This window comes from Salinicola lusitanus, from assembly GCF_003206045.1.
Taxonomy (GTDB): Bacteria; Pseudomonadota; Gammaproteobacteria; order Pseudomonadales; family Halomonadaceae; genus Salinicola; species Salinicola lusitanus.
In genome coordinates this window covers 128,542-145,665 of record NZ_PZJM01000001.1, presented here as the reverse complement: position 1 = coordinate 145,665, position 17,124 = coordinate 128,542, and the positions used below count along the sequence as shown (strand labels likewise).

At 66.1% G+C, this 17,124-nt stretch carries 15 protein-coding genes; 6 read left to right on the top strand and 9 right to left on the bottom strand.

Annotated features, from left to right (window positions below):
* Positions 1 to 58 precede the first annotated feature (58 nt).
* On the top strand, positions 59 to 1,294 hold the full coding sequence (gene zigA, locus DOM45_RS00665) for a zinc metallochaperone GTPase ZigA (RefSeq protein ID WP_110597592.1): 1,236 nt from the start codon (positions 59 to 61) through the stop codon (positions 1,292 to 1,294).
* Positions 1,295 to 1,532: 238 nt separating this feature from the next.
* Positions 1,533 to 2,633, top strand: a complete 1,101-nt coding sequence (locus tag DOM45_RS00660; protein ID WP_110597591.1) for an NADH:flavin oxidoreductase/NADH oxidase — start codon at positions 1,533 to 1,535, stop codon at positions 2,631 to 2,633.
* A gap of 242 nt (positions 2,634 to 2,875) precedes the next feature.
* Here DOM45_RS00660 and DOM45_RS00655 read toward each other — a convergent pair whose 3' ends face one another.
* A complete protein-coding gene (locus DOM45_RS00655; protein ID WP_110597590.1) occupies positions 2,876 to 4,789 on the bottom strand; it encodes a propionyl-CoA synthetase in 1,914 nt (637 codons plus the stop codon).
* 268 nt (positions 4,790 to 5,057) lie between these two features.
* Entirely contained in the window at positions 5,058 to 5,924 is an 867-nt protein-coding gene (locus tag DOM45_RS00650) for an aldo/keto reductase family oxidoreductase (protein ID WP_110597589.1), read from the bottom strand.
* A 119-nt stretch (positions 5,925 to 6,043) separates the two neighbouring features.
* Here DOM45_RS00650 and DOM45_RS00645 point away from each other — a divergent pair, with 119 nt between their 5' ends.
* The 4 genes from DOM45_RS00645 to DOM45_RS00630 all read left to right on the top strand — a co-directional run bounded on the left by DOM45_RS00645 (position 6,044) and on the right by DOM45_RS00630 (position 10,819).
* The gene (locus DOM45_RS00645) at positions 6,044 to 6,973 is read left to right on the top strand and encodes a LysR family transcriptional regulator (protein WP_110597588.1); all 930 of its coding nucleotides are present in this window, start codon (positions 6,044 to 6,046) and stop codon (positions 6,971 to 6,973) included.
* A 29-nt stretch (positions 6,974 to 7,002) separates the two neighbouring features.
* Entirely contained in the window at positions 7,003 to 7,935 is a 933-nt protein-coding gene (locus DOM45_RS00640; RefSeq protein ID WP_110597587.1) for a LysR substrate-binding domain-containing protein, read from the top strand.
* A gap of 113 nt (positions 7,936 to 8,048) precedes the next feature.
* Entirely contained in the window at positions 8,049 to 9,317 is a 1,269-nt protein-coding gene (locus DOM45_RS00635; RefSeq protein WP_110597586.1) for a metal-dependent hydrolase family protein, read from the top strand.
* A 113-nt stretch (positions 9,318 to 9,430) separates the two neighbouring features.
* Entirely contained in the window at positions 9,431 to 10,819 is a 1,389-nt protein-coding gene (locus tag DOM45_RS00630) for a sodium:solute symporter family protein (RefSeq protein ID WP_110597585.1), read from the top strand.
* A gap of 90 nt (positions 10,820 to 10,909) precedes the next feature.
* Here DOM45_RS00630 and DOM45_RS00625 read toward each other — a convergent pair whose 3' ends face one another.
* The 7 genes from DOM45_RS00625 to DOM45_RS00595 all read right to left on the bottom strand — a co-directional run bounded on the left by DOM45_RS00625 (position 10,910) and on the right by DOM45_RS00595 (position 17,074).
* Positions 10,910 to 11,506 (bottom strand): phosphatase PAP2 family protein, encoded by a 597-nt coding sequence (locus DOM45_RS00625; RefSeq protein WP_110597584.1) that lies wholly within the window; start codon positions 11,504 to 11,506, stop codon positions 10,910 to 10,912.
* A 185-nt stretch (positions 11,507 to 11,691) separates the two neighbouring features.
* The gene (locus DOM45_RS00620; protein WP_110597583.1) at positions 11,692 to 12,555 is read right to left on the bottom strand and encodes a metal ABC transporter permease; all 864 of its coding nucleotides are present in this window, start codon (positions 12,553 to 12,555) and stop codon (positions 11,692 to 11,694) included.
* A complete protein-coding gene (locus tag DOM45_RS00615; protein ID WP_110597582.1) occupies positions 12,552 to 13,460 on the bottom strand; it encodes a metal ABC transporter permease in 909 nt (302 codons plus the stop codon). Before DOM45_RS00615 ends, DOM45_RS00620 begins: the two co-directional genes overlap by 4 nt.
* Positions 13,457 to 14,383, bottom strand: coding sequence for a manganese/iron ABC transporter ATP-binding protein (locus DOM45_RS00610; protein WP_110597581.1), 927 nt, complete (start codon positions 14,381 to 14,383; stop codon positions 13,457 to 13,459). The genes DOM45_RS00615 and DOM45_RS00610 overlap by 4 nt, the downstream gene beginning before the upstream one ends.
* The gene (locus tag DOM45_RS00605; RefSeq protein WP_280951641.1) at positions 14,380 to 15,309 is read right to left on the bottom strand and encodes a metal ABC transporter substrate-binding protein; all 930 of its coding nucleotides are present in this window, start codon (positions 15,307 to 15,309) and stop codon (positions 14,380 to 14,382) included. The genes DOM45_RS00610 and DOM45_RS00605 overlap by 4 nt, the downstream gene beginning before the upstream one ends.
* A gap of 273 nt (positions 15,310 to 15,582) precedes the next feature.
* Positions 15,583 to 16,179: an HAD family hydrolase gene (locus DOM45_RS00600; RefSeq protein WP_110597580.1), complete on the bottom strand. Its 597-nt coding sequence runs from the start codon at positions 16,177 to 16,179 to the stop codon at positions 15,583 to 15,585.
* Between the two features lie 202 nt (positions 16,180 to 16,381).
* Positions 16,382 to 17,074 (bottom strand): SDR family NAD(P)-dependent oxidoreductase, encoded by a 693-nt coding sequence (locus tag DOM45_RS00595; protein WP_167404609.1) that lies wholly within the window; start codon positions 17,072 to 17,074, stop codon positions 16,382 to 16,384.
* Positions 17,075 to 17,124 lie beyond the last annotated feature (50 nt).

Genomic DNA, 17,124 nt, shown 5'->3' with positions numbered 1-17,124 from the left:
CTGACGCGCGCCGCACCAGCCGCGTCCTGGCAACGACCGATGCCGTGAGGAAACGATCATGAGTGAAAAAACACCGAGTGAACCGCGCCCCAGGGCGCAGCCGCTTCCCGTTACCGTGCTGTCCGGCTTTCTCGGCGCCGGCAAGACCACGCTGCTCAACCATCTGCTCAACAACCGTGACGGCCGGCGTATCGCGGTGATCGTCAATGACATGAGCGAGATCAATATCGATGCCGCCCTGGTCGAGCGCGAAGTCGATCTCAACCGCGCCGAAGAGAAGCTGGTCGAGATGAGCAACGGCTGCATCTGCTGCACCCTGCGCGAAGATCTGCTGATCGAGGTGAACCGTCTCGCCGAGGAGGGGCGCTTCGACTACCTGGTGATCGAATCCACCGGCATCTCCGAACCGCTGCCGGTGGCCGAGACCTTCACCTTCGAGGATGAACAGGGCCGCAGCCTGTCGCAGGTGGCGCGCCTGGATACCCTGGTCACGGTGGTCGACGGCGCCAACTTCCTGACCCAGTACTACGAGGCCAAATCGCTGGCCGAGGCCGGTGAAAGCCTGGGCGAGGAGGACGAGCGCAACGTCGCCGACCTGCTGGTCGACCAGATCGAATTCTGCGACGTGCTGCTGATCTCCAAGAGCGATCTGATCGACGCCGCCCAGCTCGCCGAAGTCGAGGCGGTGCTCAGAACCCTCAATCCGGACGCCGAGATACACGCCATCAGCCACGGCCAGATCGCCCTGGATCGGGTGCTCGATACCGGCCGCTTCAGTTTCGAGAAGGCCCAGCTCGCCCCGGGCTGGCTCAAGGAGCTGCGCGGCGAGCATGTCCCCGAGACCGAGGAGTACGGCATCAGCAGCTTCAGCTTCGAAGCGCGCCGGCCGTTCCACCCGCAGCGTTTCTTCGAACTGCTGCACGGCGACTGGGGCGACGGCCGTCTGCTGCGCTCCAAGGGCTTCTTCTGGCTCGCCAGCCGGCCCGAGTTCGCTGGCCAGTGGAGCCAGGCCGGCGGCATTGCCCACCACGGCTTCGCCGGTCTGTTCTGGCGAGCGGTGCCCGAGTCGCGCTGGCCCCAGGACCCGGAGTATCTCGCCTCGATCCGGGAGAAGTGGGAAGAACCCTTCGGCGACATGCGCCAGGAGCTGGTGTTCATCGGCCAGGGGCTCGACGTGGCGCACATTCGCCGCCGCCTGGAAGCCTGCCTGCTCGACGACGACGAACTGGCCCGCGGCAAGGTGTACTGGAAAAGCTTGCCCGATCCCTTTCCCGACTGGGGTGTCGCCGCCTGAGCCTGCTATTGACGACTCGCTATGGTCTGGTCTCCACCAGAGCTTCCCCGGTAACCCCTCGCGGTTTACCGGGGTTTTTTTGGACGCCATTGTCAGCGGTCATCGTGCGAGTGGTCATTCACGACCTCGACAGCCGCCCGGTGGATGTTTGGTTCCGCCATCGAGGTGCAGATATTGCTAAAAAATTATTAGCAAGCTACATTTTTGCCATCATCCGTCTCAGTCAGGAACAGGATTCATGGCATCTCCCAAGCTGTTTACACCATTCAAGCTCGCCGAGCTCGAGCTGGCCAACCGCATCGTGATCTCGCCAATGTGCCAATACTCCGCCGACGGCGAGGGCAGCATGACTGATTGGCACACCATCCACCTGGGCCAGCTGGCGCTCTCCGGCGCCGGCCTGCTGATCATCGAGGCCTCGGCCGTGGCCGCGGCGGGGCGTATCACCCCGGGCGACGTCGGGCTCTATTCCGACGCCAACGAGCAGGCGATGGCGCGTACGCTCGCCTCGGTACGCGCTCACTCGCCGATGCCCATCGGCATCCAGCTCGGCCACGCCGGACGCAAGGCCTCCTGCCAGGCCCCCTGGGAGGGCGGCAAGCAGTTGAGCCTGGAGGCGGGAGGATGGCAGACCCTGGCGCCCTCCGACGTGCCCTATCAGGACGATCAGCGCCCGCCGCAGGCGATGACGCTCGACGATATCGACGCGCTCAAGGCGGATTTCGTCGCCGCGGCGAAGCGTGCCGAGCGTCTCGGCTTCGATCTGATCGAGCTGCACGCGGCCCACGGCTATCTGCTGCATCAGTTCCTGTCGCCGCTCTCCAACCAGCGCGAGGACGCCTACGGCGGCAGCCTGGAGAACCGCATGCGCCTGGTCCTCGAGATCTTCGAGGCGGTGCGCGAGGTATTCCCGGCAGACAAGCCGGTGGGCATTCGCATCTCCGGCAGCGACTGGGTCGAAGGCGGCTGGGATCTGGAGCAGGGCGTGGCCCTGGCTCAGGCGCTGGACGCCCGCGGCTGCAGCTTCATCGACTGCTCCGGTGGCGGGCTCGACCCGCGCCAGGCGCTCGATGTGGGCCCCAGCTACCAGGTGCCGTTCGCCCGGCGCATGAAGCAGGAGGTCGCCATGCCGGTGATCGCGGTGGGTCTGATCACCGAGCCGGAGCAGGCCGAAGGGATCGTCTTCAGCGGCGAGGCCGACGCCGTGGCGCTGGCCCGCGGCATGCTCTTCGATCCGCGCTGGCCGTGGCACGCCGCGGCCAAGCTGGGGGCCAGCGTGCACGCGCCCAAGCAGTATCTACGCAGCCAGCCGCATACCTTGAAAGGGCTATTCGGCTAGGTTTTTCGGCAGGGACGTTTCGGCTGGCGCGATTCGAGAGCGGACGCACGCGCAGGCATTTTCCTGTACACCCCTCTTGGCGCTCATTTCCAAACCCTCTGGCGATGGGCGCCGGGGGCATGGCAAAGCGAGGGTCCCTTGCCATGGATGCAAAAGTAGCGCCCAGGGATGGGTTCACAGCGCCCTCACGACGCCCTGCCGCCGGATAAGCCCACGTCGCTTGGCGGCTGTGAAAGACGTTCTTAGCAAGTGTCGTCCACCCCCTTGGGCGCCCCCTCGCGCAGGTTGGCGATCGCCTCGCGGGCATCCTCCAGGCTGGTCGGATCGTCGATGGTGGCGGGCACGTCGAAGGTCTCCCCGTCGGCGATCTGGCGCAGCGCGCGGCGCAGGATCTTGCCCGAGCGGGTCTTGGGCAGGCGGTCCACCACCCGCACCTGCTTGAAACTCGCCACCGGGCCGATCCGTTCCCGCACCAGGGCGACGAGCTCCCGCTCCAGCTTGGCGTGGTCGCCATCGAAGCCATCCTTGGGGATCACCAGGCCCAGCGGTAATTGCCCCTTGAGCGCATCCTGGGCGCCGATCACCGCGCACTCGGCCACCGCCGGGTGCGAGCCGAGTACCTCCTCCATCTCGCCGGTGGAGAGCCGGTGGCCGGCGACGTTGATCACATCGTCGGTGCGCCCCATCACGAACAGGTAGCCGTCCTCGTCGATATAGCCACCGTCGCCGGTGAGGTAGTAACCCGGATAGGTGGCCAGGTAGGCGCTGTACAGGCGCTCGGGGTCGCCCCAGATACCGGCCAGGCAGCCCGGCGGCAGCGGCTGCTTGATCACCACGCTACCCTCGGTCAGCGCGCCCACCTCCTCGCCGTGGCGATCGAGGATGCGCACATCGTAGCCCGGCACCGGGAAGGTGGCGGAGCCGGCGCGGGTGGGCACCGGGTCGAGCCCCAGCGGATCGGCGGCGATCGCCCAGCCGGTCTCGGTCTGCCACCAGTGGTCGACGATCGGCACGTCGAGATGCGCCTTGAGCCAGTGGTAGGTGGGCGGGTCGAGGCGCTCCCCGGCCAGAAACAGCGAGCGCAGGCTGGAGAGGTCGTAGCCCTCCTTCAGCCGCGCCTCGGGGTCCTCCTTCTTGATCGCGCGGAAGGCCGTCGGCGCGGTGAAGAAGCTCTTCACCCGATACGCCTCGATCACCCGCCAGAAGGCGCCGGCATCGGGGGTGCGTACCGGCTTGCCCTCGTAGACCACCGTGCTGGCGCCGCGCAGCAGCGGGCCGTAGACGATGTAGGAGTGGCCCACCACCCAGCCCACATCGGAGGCGGAGAAGAACACCTCACCCGGGGCGATGTCGTAGATCGTCTCCATCGAGTAGTGCAGCGCCACGGCGTAGCCGCCGGTATCGCGGACCACGCCCTTGGGGCGGCCGGTGGTGCCGGAGGTATAGAGGATATAGAGCGGATCGGTGGCCTTGACCGCAACGCAGTCGGCGGGCTCGGCCGTGGCCATCAGCGTCTTCCACTCGGCCTCGCCGGGGCCGAGCTCGGCGCGGCAGGCATCGCGCTGCAGGTAGACACAGTGAGCCACCGCATGGGCGCTGCGCGACAGCGCCTCGCGCACGATCGGTTGGTAGGCCACCACGCGGCCGGGCTCGAGCCCGCAGGAGGCCGCGACCACCACCCTGGGCTTGGCGTCCTCGATCCGTGCCGCCAGCTCGCGGGCGGCGAAACCGCCGAACACCACCGAGTGGATGGCGCCGAGGCGTGCGCAGGCGAGCATCGCGATCAACGCCTCCGGCACCATCGGCATGTAGATCACCACGCGCTCGCCCGGGGTCACGCCCAGCCCGCGCAGGGCGCCGGCGCAGCGGGCGGTGGCGTCGCGCAGCTCACGATAGGTGTAGCGCCGCTGCTGGCCGCTGAGCGGCGAGTCCCAGTAGAGCGCGATGCGCTCGCCGTGCCCCTGCTCGACGTGATGGTCGAGGGCGGCGTGGCACAGGTTGAGCTCGCCATCGCCATACCAGCGGGCATGTCCGTTTGCGTCGTAGGCGAGCGCCCGGGTCGGCGGGGTGAACCAGGGCAGGCGCCGGGCCTGGCGCATCCAGAAGGCTTCCGGGTCCTCGAGCGAAGCTCGGTACTCGTCCTGATAACGACTCATGGCATACCCCGCTGAAGTGCCTGCCCGGCCCATCCCGCCGGGGCTTGATGACACTGTATGAGGGGTAACGTCCGACGACCGTCAGACCATCGGCTAGCTTCGACGAATGGACGCCGAACCGGGCACGATGGGTGATCGTGTTCGGTGCGCTGGCGTCACTCCTGCGATCTCCTCAGAGGGCGAAGTCGCGCTCGGCCCGGGCCATCGTGTCCGCGCGTCGCACTACCGGGTAATCCATGGCTGCCGGGCGCGGGGGAGACCCAATGAATCAGTCGCCGATGCGATCCAGCAGCGCCATCTGCGCTGCGGGAATCTCCAGCGCTGCCGCCTGGATATTCTGCTGCAGATGGTCGGGGGACGAGGTGCCGGGAATCAGCAGGATGTTGGGTGAGCGAGCCAGCAGCCAGGCCAGTGCTACCTGCATCGGGGTGGCGTCGAGCGTCGCCGCGACCTCGGTGAGCGTCTGCGACTGGAGAGGGGTGAATCCGCCCAGCGGGAAGAACGGCACGTAGGGAATGCCCTCTGCGGCCAGCCGGTCGATCAGCGCATCGTCGGCGCGGTTGGCCAGGTTGAACTGGTTCTGCACGCAGACGATGGGCACGATCTTCTGGCCGTCGGTCACCTGGGTCGGCGTGACGTTGCTCAGCCCGATATGCTTGATCAGGCCGCGCTCGCGAAGCTCCGCCAGTGTCGTCAGCGGGGTCTCCAGCGAGCCCTCCGCCGGCCCGTGCACGTCCAGCATGCTGCGCAGGTTGACGACCTCCAGTTGCTCGAGCCCCAGGTTGCGCAGGTTGTCTTCCACCGCCTGGGTCAGCTCGGCGGGGGAGAGGGCGGGCAGCCAGGCGCCGGTGTCATCGCGCCGGGCACTGACCTTGGTGACGAGGCAGAGATCGCTCGGATAGGGGTGCAACGCCTGCTTGATGAGCTGATTGGTGATGTGGGGGCCGTAGAAGTCCGAGGTGTCGATATGATCGATGCCGGCAGCGATGACATCCTGGAGCACTTGAACGGCGCGAGCGGGATCCTTGGGCGGACCGAACACGCCGGGGCCGGCGAGCTGCATCGCCCCATAGCCCAGTCGTTTGACTTGGCGGTTGCCGAGTGTGTAGGTGCCAGCCTTGTCGATGAGGGACATGCGTTCACTCCTGTGTCGAGGTCGGAGCGTCAGATGCCCCGATGTGTCCTCATGGTAGGCGCGCCAGGGCTGTGCGACTATTGCCCTCAATCCATACAGGGCGTGCGGAGAAATGCACAATGAGCGCCGATCTCAGCGATCTTCAGGTCGTGCTGGCCGTGGCCAGAGCCAAGGGGTTTCGGGAAGCGGCGCGGCTGAGCGGTAGTAGCCCATCACGCTTGAGCGATGCGGTGCGGCGTGCGGAAACCGCACTTGGCATCCGGCTGTTTCATCGCACCACGCGGGCGGTGACGCTGACCGAGGCCGGTGCTGCCCTGGTCGCGCGGCTGGCGCCAGCGGTCGAGGAGGTCGAAAACGCCCTGGATGCGATCAATGGATTCCGGGATCGCCCCGCCGGCACGCTACGCCTCAATGTGCCGGTCAGTGCGGCGCGGCTGATCCTGCCATCGATCCTGCCCGATTTCCTCAAGGCCTACCCGGAGATCCAGGTGGAGGTCACCGCCGACAGCGCCGCGACGGATACGCTGGCGGCGGGCTTCGATGCCGGCATTCGCTACGACGAACTACTCGAGCAGGATATGATCGCCGTGCCCATCGGTCCGCGCGAGCAGCGCTTTGCGCTGGTCGCCTCGCCCGACTACCTGGCGCGTCGCGGCACGCCCACGCACCCCCGCGAGCTGCTGCAGCATGCCTGTATCCGTGGCCGCTTCACCAACGGTAACCGGGCGGCCTGGGAGTTCGAGCGCGGCGAGGAGTCGATGCGCATCGAGCCCACCGGCCCCTTGACGATCAGCATCGGCGGCGGGGTGGATCTTGGCGTCGAGGCGGCGCTGCAAGGCGTCGGCCTGATCATGCTGTTCGAGCAGTGGCTTCAACCGTACCTGGCCAGCGGTGAGCTGGTCGCGGTTCTCGAGCCCTGGTGGCTGCGCTTCCCCGGCCCCTATCTCTACTACTCGGATCGCCGGCTGGTGCCCGCCCCCCTGCGCGCCTTCATCGACTTCGTCCGCGATCGCGACTCGCGTTCCCGGCGGCGCGATAACGTATCCTGATCCCCTTCGCCGCTTCCCTGGAGCTTTCCATGCGCATGTCGCCGCTGCCGCCGCTCAACGCTCTGATCGCTTTCGAAGCGGCGGTGAGACACATGAGTTTCACTCGCGCCGCGGTCGAGCTGAATCTGTCCCAGAGCGCGGTGAGCCGCCAGATCGTTCATCTCGAGCAGTTCCTGGGACGCAAGCTGTTCATCCGCGAGCAGCGTCAACTGACGCTGACCCGTGCGGGCGAAACCTATGCGCTGCAGGTGCGCTCGATTCTGGACGACTGCGTCAACGCCACCGCCGAGGTGATGAAGAGCACCGGCGAGAACGAGTTGACGGTGGCCTGTACCGCGGGGGTGGCCCAGTTCTGGATGGCGCCACGGCTGGGCGATTTCCGGCGTCAGTACCCCAACTTCAAGCTGCGCCTGATCGTGCGGGACGGCGTGACTTCGCTCTCCTCGTTCGAGTTCGATATCGGGCTCTACTATCTGAAACAGGCGTCCCTGCCAGGATTCGAAACCACTCATGCGATCCCCGAGAAGGTCTTCCCGGTCTGCGCGCCCGCCTATCTCGCGGCGTGTCGCGAGCGTTACGGCCTCGCTGAGCACCAGAAGCTCGAGCCCGAGCATATCCTGCAGGAGACGCTGTTGACCCTGGAGGATGCCCAGAGCCTGTGGATCTCCTGGCGCGACTGGTTTCAATACCACGATGTGACCATCTCGCCGTCGACCCAGGCGGTGATCTTCAATCACTACCCCACGCTGGTCGAAATGGCGGTATTCGAGCAAGGCATCGTGCTCGGCTGGCGCCACGTCATCGACAGCCAGATCGAGCGTGGCCGCCTGGTGGTCGCCTCTGACCACTGGGCCAGCCATGGCGGCGGCTACTATCTGATCACGCCGGACGAGCGTCGGGAAAACGTCGCCACGCGCTGTTTCAAGCGCTGGCTGCTGGAGATATCACCGCGGGAAGCGTGAGCGGGCGATCGATGCGCTGGCCGCATGCTGCCATGCGTTTTTAGCGCTTTTCATGGGCTCGAGGCGCTGGGTAGGCTCAAGCCGTATTCGAGTCACCCACAAGAGCCCAAGCCATGACCGAACCTACCTCCTCCCGCGCGACCCCGGCGGTGCTGTTTCGTAACGCCAGCCTGGTCGACGGATCCTCTCCGCAGCCACGGCCCGGCGTGCACGTCCTGGTCGAGGGTGACCGCATCACCCAGGTTTCCGACTCGCCGATCGAGGCGCCCCGGGACGCCCGCGTGATCGACCTCGAAGGGCGCACGCTGATGCCGGGCCTGATCGACTGCCATGTCCACGTGATCGCGACCACGGCCGATCTCGGCGCCAACGCGCTGCTGCCGGACGCCCTGGTGGCCGCGCGCGCGACGCCAATCATGGAAGGCATGCTGATGCGAGGCTTCACCACGGTGCGCGACGTGGGCGGTGCCGACCGGGGGATCCAACAGGCGGTGGCGGAAGGGCTCTTCGTCGGGCCGCGGCTGGTGATCTGCGGCAAGGCCCTGTCCCAGACGGGCGGCCACAATGACTACCGCGGCTTCTACGACGAGCGTGACGACCAGTACCAGACCCGGCGACTGGGATCGATGGGCCGTATCTGCGACGGCGTCGAATCGGTGCGTCGTGCGGTGCGTCAGGAGATCAAGGCCGGCGCCCAGTTCATCAAGGTGATGGCCAACGGCGGCGTCTCCTCGCCCAGCGATCCGATCGACTTCCTGAGCTTCTCGGTGGAGGAGCTCGAGACCATCGTCGAGGAGGCCAGCAACGCCCAGACCTATGTCAGCGCCCATCTCTACACCGACGAGGCGATTCGACGTGCCGTCGAGGCCGGCGTCCGCTCGCTCGAGCACTGCAACCTGATCACGGCGGACACGGCCCGACTGGCAGCGGAGCGTGGTGCCATGGCCTGTCCCACCCTGGTGACCTACGAACGTCTCAAGATCGAAGGCGCCGACTACGGTCTCAAGCCCGAGTCGGTGGCCAAGATCGACGACGTGCGCCTGGCCGGGCTGGAGAGTCTGGTCACCATGCGCGAGGCCGGCCTGGAGATGGCCTACGGCACCGATCTGCTCGGCGAGATGCATCCGCATCAGTCGGAGGAGTTCGTGATCCGCGCCCAGGTCCTGCCGGCCCATGAGGTGATCCGCAGTGCCACCGCCACGGCGGCCAAGCTGCTGCGGATGGAAGGCGAGATCGGCTGTGTCGCGCCGGGGGCGTGGGCGGATTTGATCGTGGTCGACGGCAACCCACTGGAAGACATGAGCCTGCTGGCCGGCCAGGGCAAGCACCTGTCGCTAATCATGCAGGGCGGCCGTGCGGTCAAGGATCGCTTGAGCCGCTGACACCCGTTCGATCCGGGGCGAGCATTCGCACCGGGTCGGCACAACGACATGCAAGACAGTCACGACGCATAACAATCACGACTCATAACAAACAAGAACGGGAGGCTGCGATCATGCAGGCATTCTTCGTCATCGCGTATATCGTGTTGATGGTCGTCATCGGGCTCTACTTCTCGCGGCGCAAGGTTCACGACGACACCGACTTCATCGTGGCGGGGCGTTCGCTCTCCACGCTGGTACTGACCGCGACGCTGCTGGCCACCTTCGTCGGCTCCGGCTCCATCGTCGGCGGCGCCAGCTTCGTGTTCCAGCACGGCCCGGGGGCGGCAATCTTCTTCTTCGCCGGCACGCCGATCGCGGCGCTGGTGGTCTACTTCCTGCTGGCGCAGAAGATGCGGCGCTCGCGCGCCACCACCATTCCCGGGCTGATCGAGGAGCGGTTCGGCTCCACGGCGCGCTCGATCGCATCACTGATCATCCTGCTGGCCTACGTCGGCATCGTCTCCTACCAGTTCACCGGGGCGGGCCAGGCGCTCAACCTGGCGTTCGGCCTGCCGGTGTGGCAGGGGGTGGTGATCGCCGCGCTGGTGATGATCGGGCTGGCGACCATGGGCGGGCTGGTCTCGGTGGCCTACACCGACTACCTGAGCGCCATCATCATCTTTGGCAGCATGCTGATCGCCTTGCCGCTGGTGCTGACTCGGCTGGGCGGTCTCGGCGACATGATGGATGCGCTGCCGGCCACGCACCAGACACTGCTCGGCGGTCTCACGCCATGGCAGGCGCTGGGCTATTTCCTGCCGCTGTTCCTGCTCATCCTGGGCGACCAGAACCTGTTCCAGCGCTTTGCCGCCGCGCGTGACCCGGCCACCGCCAAGAAGGCGGCGATGGGGCTGGTCATCGCCTCCATCGTCTGCACCTCGCTGATTACCCTGCTGGTCTGTGCCACGCGGGTGATGTATCCCGATATCACGCCGTCGACCGCGATGATGACCCTGGCCCAGCAGGGGTTGCCCACGGTGGTCGGCGGGCTGCTGCTGGCGTCTCTGGTGGCGCTGCTGCTGACTACCGGCAACTCGTACCTGCTGTCGGCCTCGGCCAGCCTGACCCAGGACATTCTTGGTGGGTTGCTGAGACTGAATATCCCGGCGGGCAAGGCGCTGCTCGTCAACCGGCTGACCGTGGTCGGGTTGGGCATTCTGGCCTGGGTCCTGGGGGCGTTCTTCCCCAGCGTGCTGGCGATGCAGATGTACTCCTACGGCATGTACGGCGCCGCAATCACCCCGGTGTTCCTGGCCGCGCTGCTGTGGCCGCGGGCGACCCCGGCCGGGGCGCTGGCGGCGATGATCGTCGGCGGCGTGATGACGCTGGTGTGGGAGATCGCGCTCGGCAAGCCGATGGGCTGGAACAGCGTGCTGGTGGCGATGCCGCTGGCGGCGGTGACGCTGATCGGCGTGAGTCTCGCCGGGCGGAGGCAGCCCGCGGTGTCCGCCGGCGCCTGACGCGCGGCGGTAGCGCGGAAGAAACCAAGCGGCCGGGCCATCATCGATGGCCCGGCCGTTCTGTCTTGGCCACTGAATCGCCGCGGGAGCTCAGTGGGCCAGCCAGCCGCGCTCGATCAGCGGGGCGAACAGGCGCCGATAAAGGCCGCGTGACAGGCCATGGAGCGCCGGCATGTAGAAGCGCTCGGTGATGGCCAACAGCGTGGCAACCAGGCCCGAGACGACGATGGCGCCGAGCATGTCCAGGGGAAAGTGAACGCCGAGGTAGACCCGGGACCAGGCGATACCTAGCCCCAGTCCGGCGAAGAGACAGCCGAGCGGACGCCATTCACGGGACAACAGTAGCGTGATCGCCAGTGTCGAAATCACGGTCATGTGATCGCTGGGAAACGAGCTGTTCGCGGCGTGATCCAGGTAGGTATGGCCGACGGGAATGACGAAGGGGCGAGGATGATCCCACAGCAAGGCGATGACTTCGTTGACCGACAGGGCGACGACGCACCCCAGCAGGGCTTTCAGCGCCAAACGCTGGCGGGCGGGGTCTCGGTGCAACCAGCCGAGAATCATCAGTAGCGGCACGAGATAGATGGCGTAGATGGCCAGGGCGTAGGCCAGTGACAGGGTCAGATGTGAAGCGTGCGGCGGGGCATTGAGCCAGGCGAAGAGACGTAAGTTGAAAGATTCCATGATCCGGTACGGTAGCGTCCTGAATGAAGCCGCTCATGCTACAGCCGCCAGGGAAGGCGATTCGCAGGAATTGGTAACGATAGTGTGATTTTTTATTCGCCACCCCGTGCGGGTGTCTGCCGGCGGCAACGCTTCGTCAGTATGATTTCCGCCACACCGAGCGGTTTGCGCCCACCCGAGACGTGTCAGCGCCGCTCGACGGGTAGCGATCCGCCGCTGGCTTCGCGCTTCGCCGTGCGTCTCGTCGAGACGACGAATGCCACGATGAAGACGAGCGAGAACAGCAGCACGATGGTCGGGGCCGGGGCGCTGTCCAGGAAGAACGAGAGATAGACACCGAGGAAGGCGATGATCGCCGACATCGTCACCGACAGCAGCAGCATGGTGCCAAAGCGCCGGGTCAGCAGGAAGGCGATGGCGCCGGGCGCGATCAGCAGGGCAATAGCCAGGATGATCCCCGCCGCCTTCAGGGCGCCGACGATGGTCAGCGACATCAGGCAGAGCAGGCCATAGTGCAGCAGCCCGGTTCGCAGTCCCACCGCCCGGGCCTGGGTCGGGTCGAAGGCGTGGAGCAGAAACTCCTTCCACTTCACGCCGATGACGCCAACGGTGACCAGGGCGATCAGCGCCGATTCCACTATGTCACGCCAGGCGACCCCGAGAATGTCGCCGAACAGGATGTGGTCGAGGTGGACCGTTGACTGGATCTTGACGAACAGCACCAGGCCGATGCCGAACATGCCGGAGTAGACGATACCCATGACGGTATCCTGCTTGATACGGCTGTTCTCCTCGAGGAAGCCGGTGGCAACGGCACAGAACATGCCGGCGACGAAGGCGCCGATGGCGTAGGGGATGCCGACGAGATAGGCGATCACGACACCCGGGAAGACCGCGTGGGAGATGGCGTCGCCCATCAGCGACCAGCCCTTGAGGACCAGAAAGCAGGAGAGCAGGGACATCGGGATGGTCACCAGCACCGCGATGATCATGGCGTTGACCATGAAGCCGAACTGGAACGGCATCAGCAGCGTCTCGAACCCGCTCATCGAGGTGACTCCGTGGGCCCGGTGGCTGGCGATCGTGTCTGGCTCGTCGATGACTGCGCCAGCGATGCGGCGGCCCTGCGTCTCGCCGCCAGCATGCCGTGGTTGGGTGCGAATACGAACGCCAGAAGGAACAGCACCGTCTGCAGCACGACGATGATGCCGCCGGTGGCGCCGTCGAGAAAGTAGCTGGCATAGGCGCCGAAGAAGCTGGTCAGCGTGCCGATCGTCACCGCGATGATCAGCAGGCGCGGGAAGCGGTCGCTGAGCAGATAGGCCGTCGCGCCCGGGGTGATGACCATGCAGATCACCAGAAAGGCACCGACCGTCTGCAGCGCCGCGACGGTGGAAGCGGCCAGCAGGGTGAAGAACAGGATCTTGAGCGCCGTGGGATTGAGCCCGATCGAGCGGGCATGGTTCTCGTCGAAGAAGGTCACCATCAGATCCTTCCACTTGGCCAGCAGCACGACCAGCGATACCACCGCGATCGCCACCAGCTGGAGCGTGTCGGCGGGGGTGATCGCCAGAATGTTGCCGAGCACGATGGTCTGGATATTCACCGAGGTCGGCGACAGCGACACCATGAACAGCCCCAGGCCGAAGAACGAGCTGAAGATCAGGCCGATGATGACGTCTTCCTTCAGCTTGCTGCGCTGGTTGAGAAACAGCATCGTCGCGGAGGCCAGCCCACCGGCGAAGAAGGCGCCGAGCGAGAACGGCAGCCCCAGCATGTAGGCACCGGCGACGCCAGGCACGATCGAGTGCGACAGCGCGTCGCCGATCAGTGACCACCCCTTGAGCATCAGGTAGCAGGAGAGAAACGCGCAGACCCCACCGACCAGTGCGGATACCCACATGGCATTCTGCATATAGCCGTAGCCGAAGGGTTCGAGCAGCGCACCGATCATCGTCGCTCCCCCGGCTTGCTCGAGGGCCGCCTGGCGGCGATGCCGTTCTGCAGCACCAGGGGCCGTTCATCGTCGGTGAACACCCCCACGGCCTGGGGCGGCGCGCCGGCCTGTTGGGATTGGTCGAGCACGAAGTGCCGCAGCACGCCGCCGAAGGCGCGCTCGAGGTTGTGCTGGGTGAATATCTCGTCGGTGGGGCCGTGGGCGAGCACCGTGCCCTTGATCATCACCGTGCGGTCGCAGAACTCCGGAACCGAACCGAGATTGTGGGTCGAGACCAGCATCACCCGCCCCTCGGCGCGCAGCTCTCTCAGCAGGTGGATGATCCGGTCCTCGGTCTGCACATCGACGCCGGTGAACGGCTCGTCGAGCAGAATCACGCGGCTGTCCTGGGCCAGCGCACGGGCCAGGAACACACGTTTCTTCTGGCCGCCGGAGAGTTCACCGATCTGGCGCTGGCGGAACGCCTGCATATCGACCCGGGCCAGTGCCGTCTCGACCGCCTCGCGATCCTGGCGCTTGGGGATTCTGAGCATGCCCATGTGCCCGTAGCGGCCCATCATCACCACGCCCTCGACCAGCACCGGAAAGTTCCAGTCGACTTCCTCCGACTGCGGCACATAAGCGATCAGGTTGCGCTTGAGCGCCACGCGCGCTGGCACCCCCAGTACGCGTATTTCGCCCCGGGCCAGGCGCACGAAGCCCATGATCGCCTTGAACAGGGTCGACTTGCCGGAACCGTTGACGCCGACCAGCGCGGTGATCGTACCGGTGGGGATCTCGAAACTGGTATCGCGCAGCGCGGTGTGCCCGTTGCGATAGATGACGGCGGCGTCGGTCACACGGATGCCCGCGCCGGCCCGATCGGCAGTCGTGGCATCCGCCTTGTGATCGGCAGGTGCCGTATCGCGCCGCCTCGTCATGAAGAGGCTCCCTGATTCAGGCCGTCCACGATGGTCTCGGTGGTGACGCGCAGCAGATCGATATAGGTCGGTACCGCGCCATCGGGATCGCTGAGCGAATCCACGTAAAGGACACCGCCATAGTGAATGCCGGTTTCGCGGGCCACTTGGCGGGCCGGCTTGTCGGAGACGGTACTCTCGCTGAAGATGACCGGAATATCGTTGGCGCGGATGACGTCGATGACCTGGCGAACCTGCTGTGGCGTACCCTGCTGATCGGCGTTGATCGGCCACAGGTAGCGCTCGCGGAGGTCGAAATCCCGTGCCAGATAGGAGAATGCCCCCTCGCTGGTCACCAGCCAGCGATGCGCCTCCGGGATCTGGGCCAGCGCTTCACGGATCGGCGCCACGGCAGCCTCGATCTGCTGCTTGTAGCGCGCCGCATTGTCGCGGTAGGTGTCGGCATTGTCCGGGTCGTACTGGATGAAGGCGTCGCGAATGTTGTCGACGTAGATCATCGCACTCGCCGGTGACATCCAGGCATGCGGGTTGGGTTTGCCGTCGTAGGGCCCTTCGGCGATGCTGATCGGGCTCACGCCCTCGGAGACCACGACACTCGGTACCTCCTGCAGGTTGTGGAAGAAGCGCTCGAACCAGCGCTCCAGGTCGAGCCCGTTCCAGAGGATCATGTCGGCATCCTGGGCACGCAGTATGTCGCGCGGGGTCGGCGCATAATTGTGGATCTCGGCGCCCGGACGGGTGATGGATTCCACCGTGGCGGCATCCCCGGCCACGTTCTGGGCCATATCCGCGATCACCGTGAACGTCGTCACCGCCTTGAACTTTTTCCGCTCGGCATCCTGCGCGAAGGCCGGCAGCGCGATCAGCAGCATCGCGAAGGTCACGATCCGCACCAGTGTCCAACGTCGATCCATCATCCCAGGCATGAGGCGCTCCTACTCGAAACGAGATTGGCCAGGGTAGTCGCGATCGTTGTGCTCCAAGCCCACGCAGTGCTTCGAGCGCGAAACGTTAGCGCGATTCTTTTTTTACCCCGGTTAAATGGTGTTCCTTTGGTTTCGATGTATAGCATCGGTTGATTCGGCTGTGAAGGGAAAAGCGACGTCAATCGGAAGGAGAGGGTCTGAAGCGGGGGACGGCCAAACCGGTGGTGAGGGCGAGAGCGTGCCGGACGGCGCCGCGCCCGCAGGCGCTCGGGCTCAAAGCTGTGCCAGCAGTCCTCGACAATCCTGATGGTGCCAGTCGGTGAGGCTTGGCCAGTGGTTGTCCGCGACGTTGACCAGGATGGTGCGGGTACCGGCGGCGCGACCGCACTCGAGATCCAGCGGGCTGTCGCCGACCATGACCACCGCCGAGGGTTCGACCCGCCAGTGATGGATGAAGTGGTCGAGGCCGCCGGGGTGGGGTTTGGGCGGCGCTTCGTCGCGGCCGAGCACGTCCGCGTGGGCGAAGCAGTCGGCGAGGCCGATCGCCTCCAGGGTGATATGCGCCAGCTCCTTGGCATTGCGTGTCAGGATGCCCAGCCGGCAGCCGCGATCACGCAGCGCCTTTATCAGCTCGACCGCACCGGTGGCGGCGGTCGAACGCATCGCCAGCGCACGTTCATGCTCGAGCAGCCAGCGGTGCTTGGCGTCGCGCTCGGCAGCCGGGAGCGTCTCCAGGTGGTGCAGGATATCGGCGCCTTCGGGTATCTCCAGCTCGCGGCGGATCGCCGGGAAGTCGTGCACACCAACGGTGAGCGTGCCATCCATGTCGAAGACCCAGTGGCGTATTGGCGTCAAGGCAGGAGAGGTCATAGCGAGTGTGCCGCGTGTCAAAAGGCCATCTTGCCATGGGTATCGTCGGTTGTCCGTGATGCCGGCGCTCAGCCCATGTCGACAGCTGCCATGTCGATAGCCGTTGCACCACGCCCGACGCCCGGACGCGAGACCCCGAGGCGCGAGTGTCGCGCCGGGCTCGCCTTCTCGGCACCCGCGTCCCGCCGGCGATGATGGCGAATCAGACCGTGTCCTCGATCTGCCAGTTGATCGGGACCGTGGCGATGCCGGCGGAGGGCGGCAGCGTGACGAGCATCTGCACCACGCGGGCGACCTCCTCGGGTTGGGTGACGCTGGCGCCATCGACCTGAGCGGCCGCGGCCATGTCGGTCGCGACGAAGCCGGGGCAGATCGCGGTGGCGCGGACACGGGTGCCCGCCGTGCAGTGGCGCAAGCCGTGGACGAACGCCTGGGCGGCAAACTTGCTCATCGCGTAGAGACCGGAAGCGGCGGATCTGACCCTCAGCCCGGAGAGCGAGACGATCGAGATCACCTTGCCCTGTTCGGCGGCGACCAGGTGCGGCCAGGCTTGCTGGGTGAGCAGCATCGGCGCGCGGGCATTGACCGCCATCACGCGGTCGAACTCATCGCCACTCGCCTCCAGCACCGTCGATTGGCTGAGGATACCGGCGTTGTTGATCAAGGCATCCAGGCGGCCGAAGGTGCGCAGGGTTTCATCGACCCAGGCCTGGCCGCTGGCGGCATCGAGGGCATCGTAGTGACAGCTCAGCCAGTCGTCGCGCGTCGGACGTTCGCTGGGCGGGGTACGGCAGCCAAGACTCACGCGCCAGCCGGCGGCCAGCAGGGTGTCGGCAATGCTGGCGCCAATGCCTCGATTGGCGCCACTGATCATGGCAACCGGGGCGTCGGACATGATCTCTCTCCTGGTTGGGATGGAATGACGGGTGGGGTGACGGGTGAGGG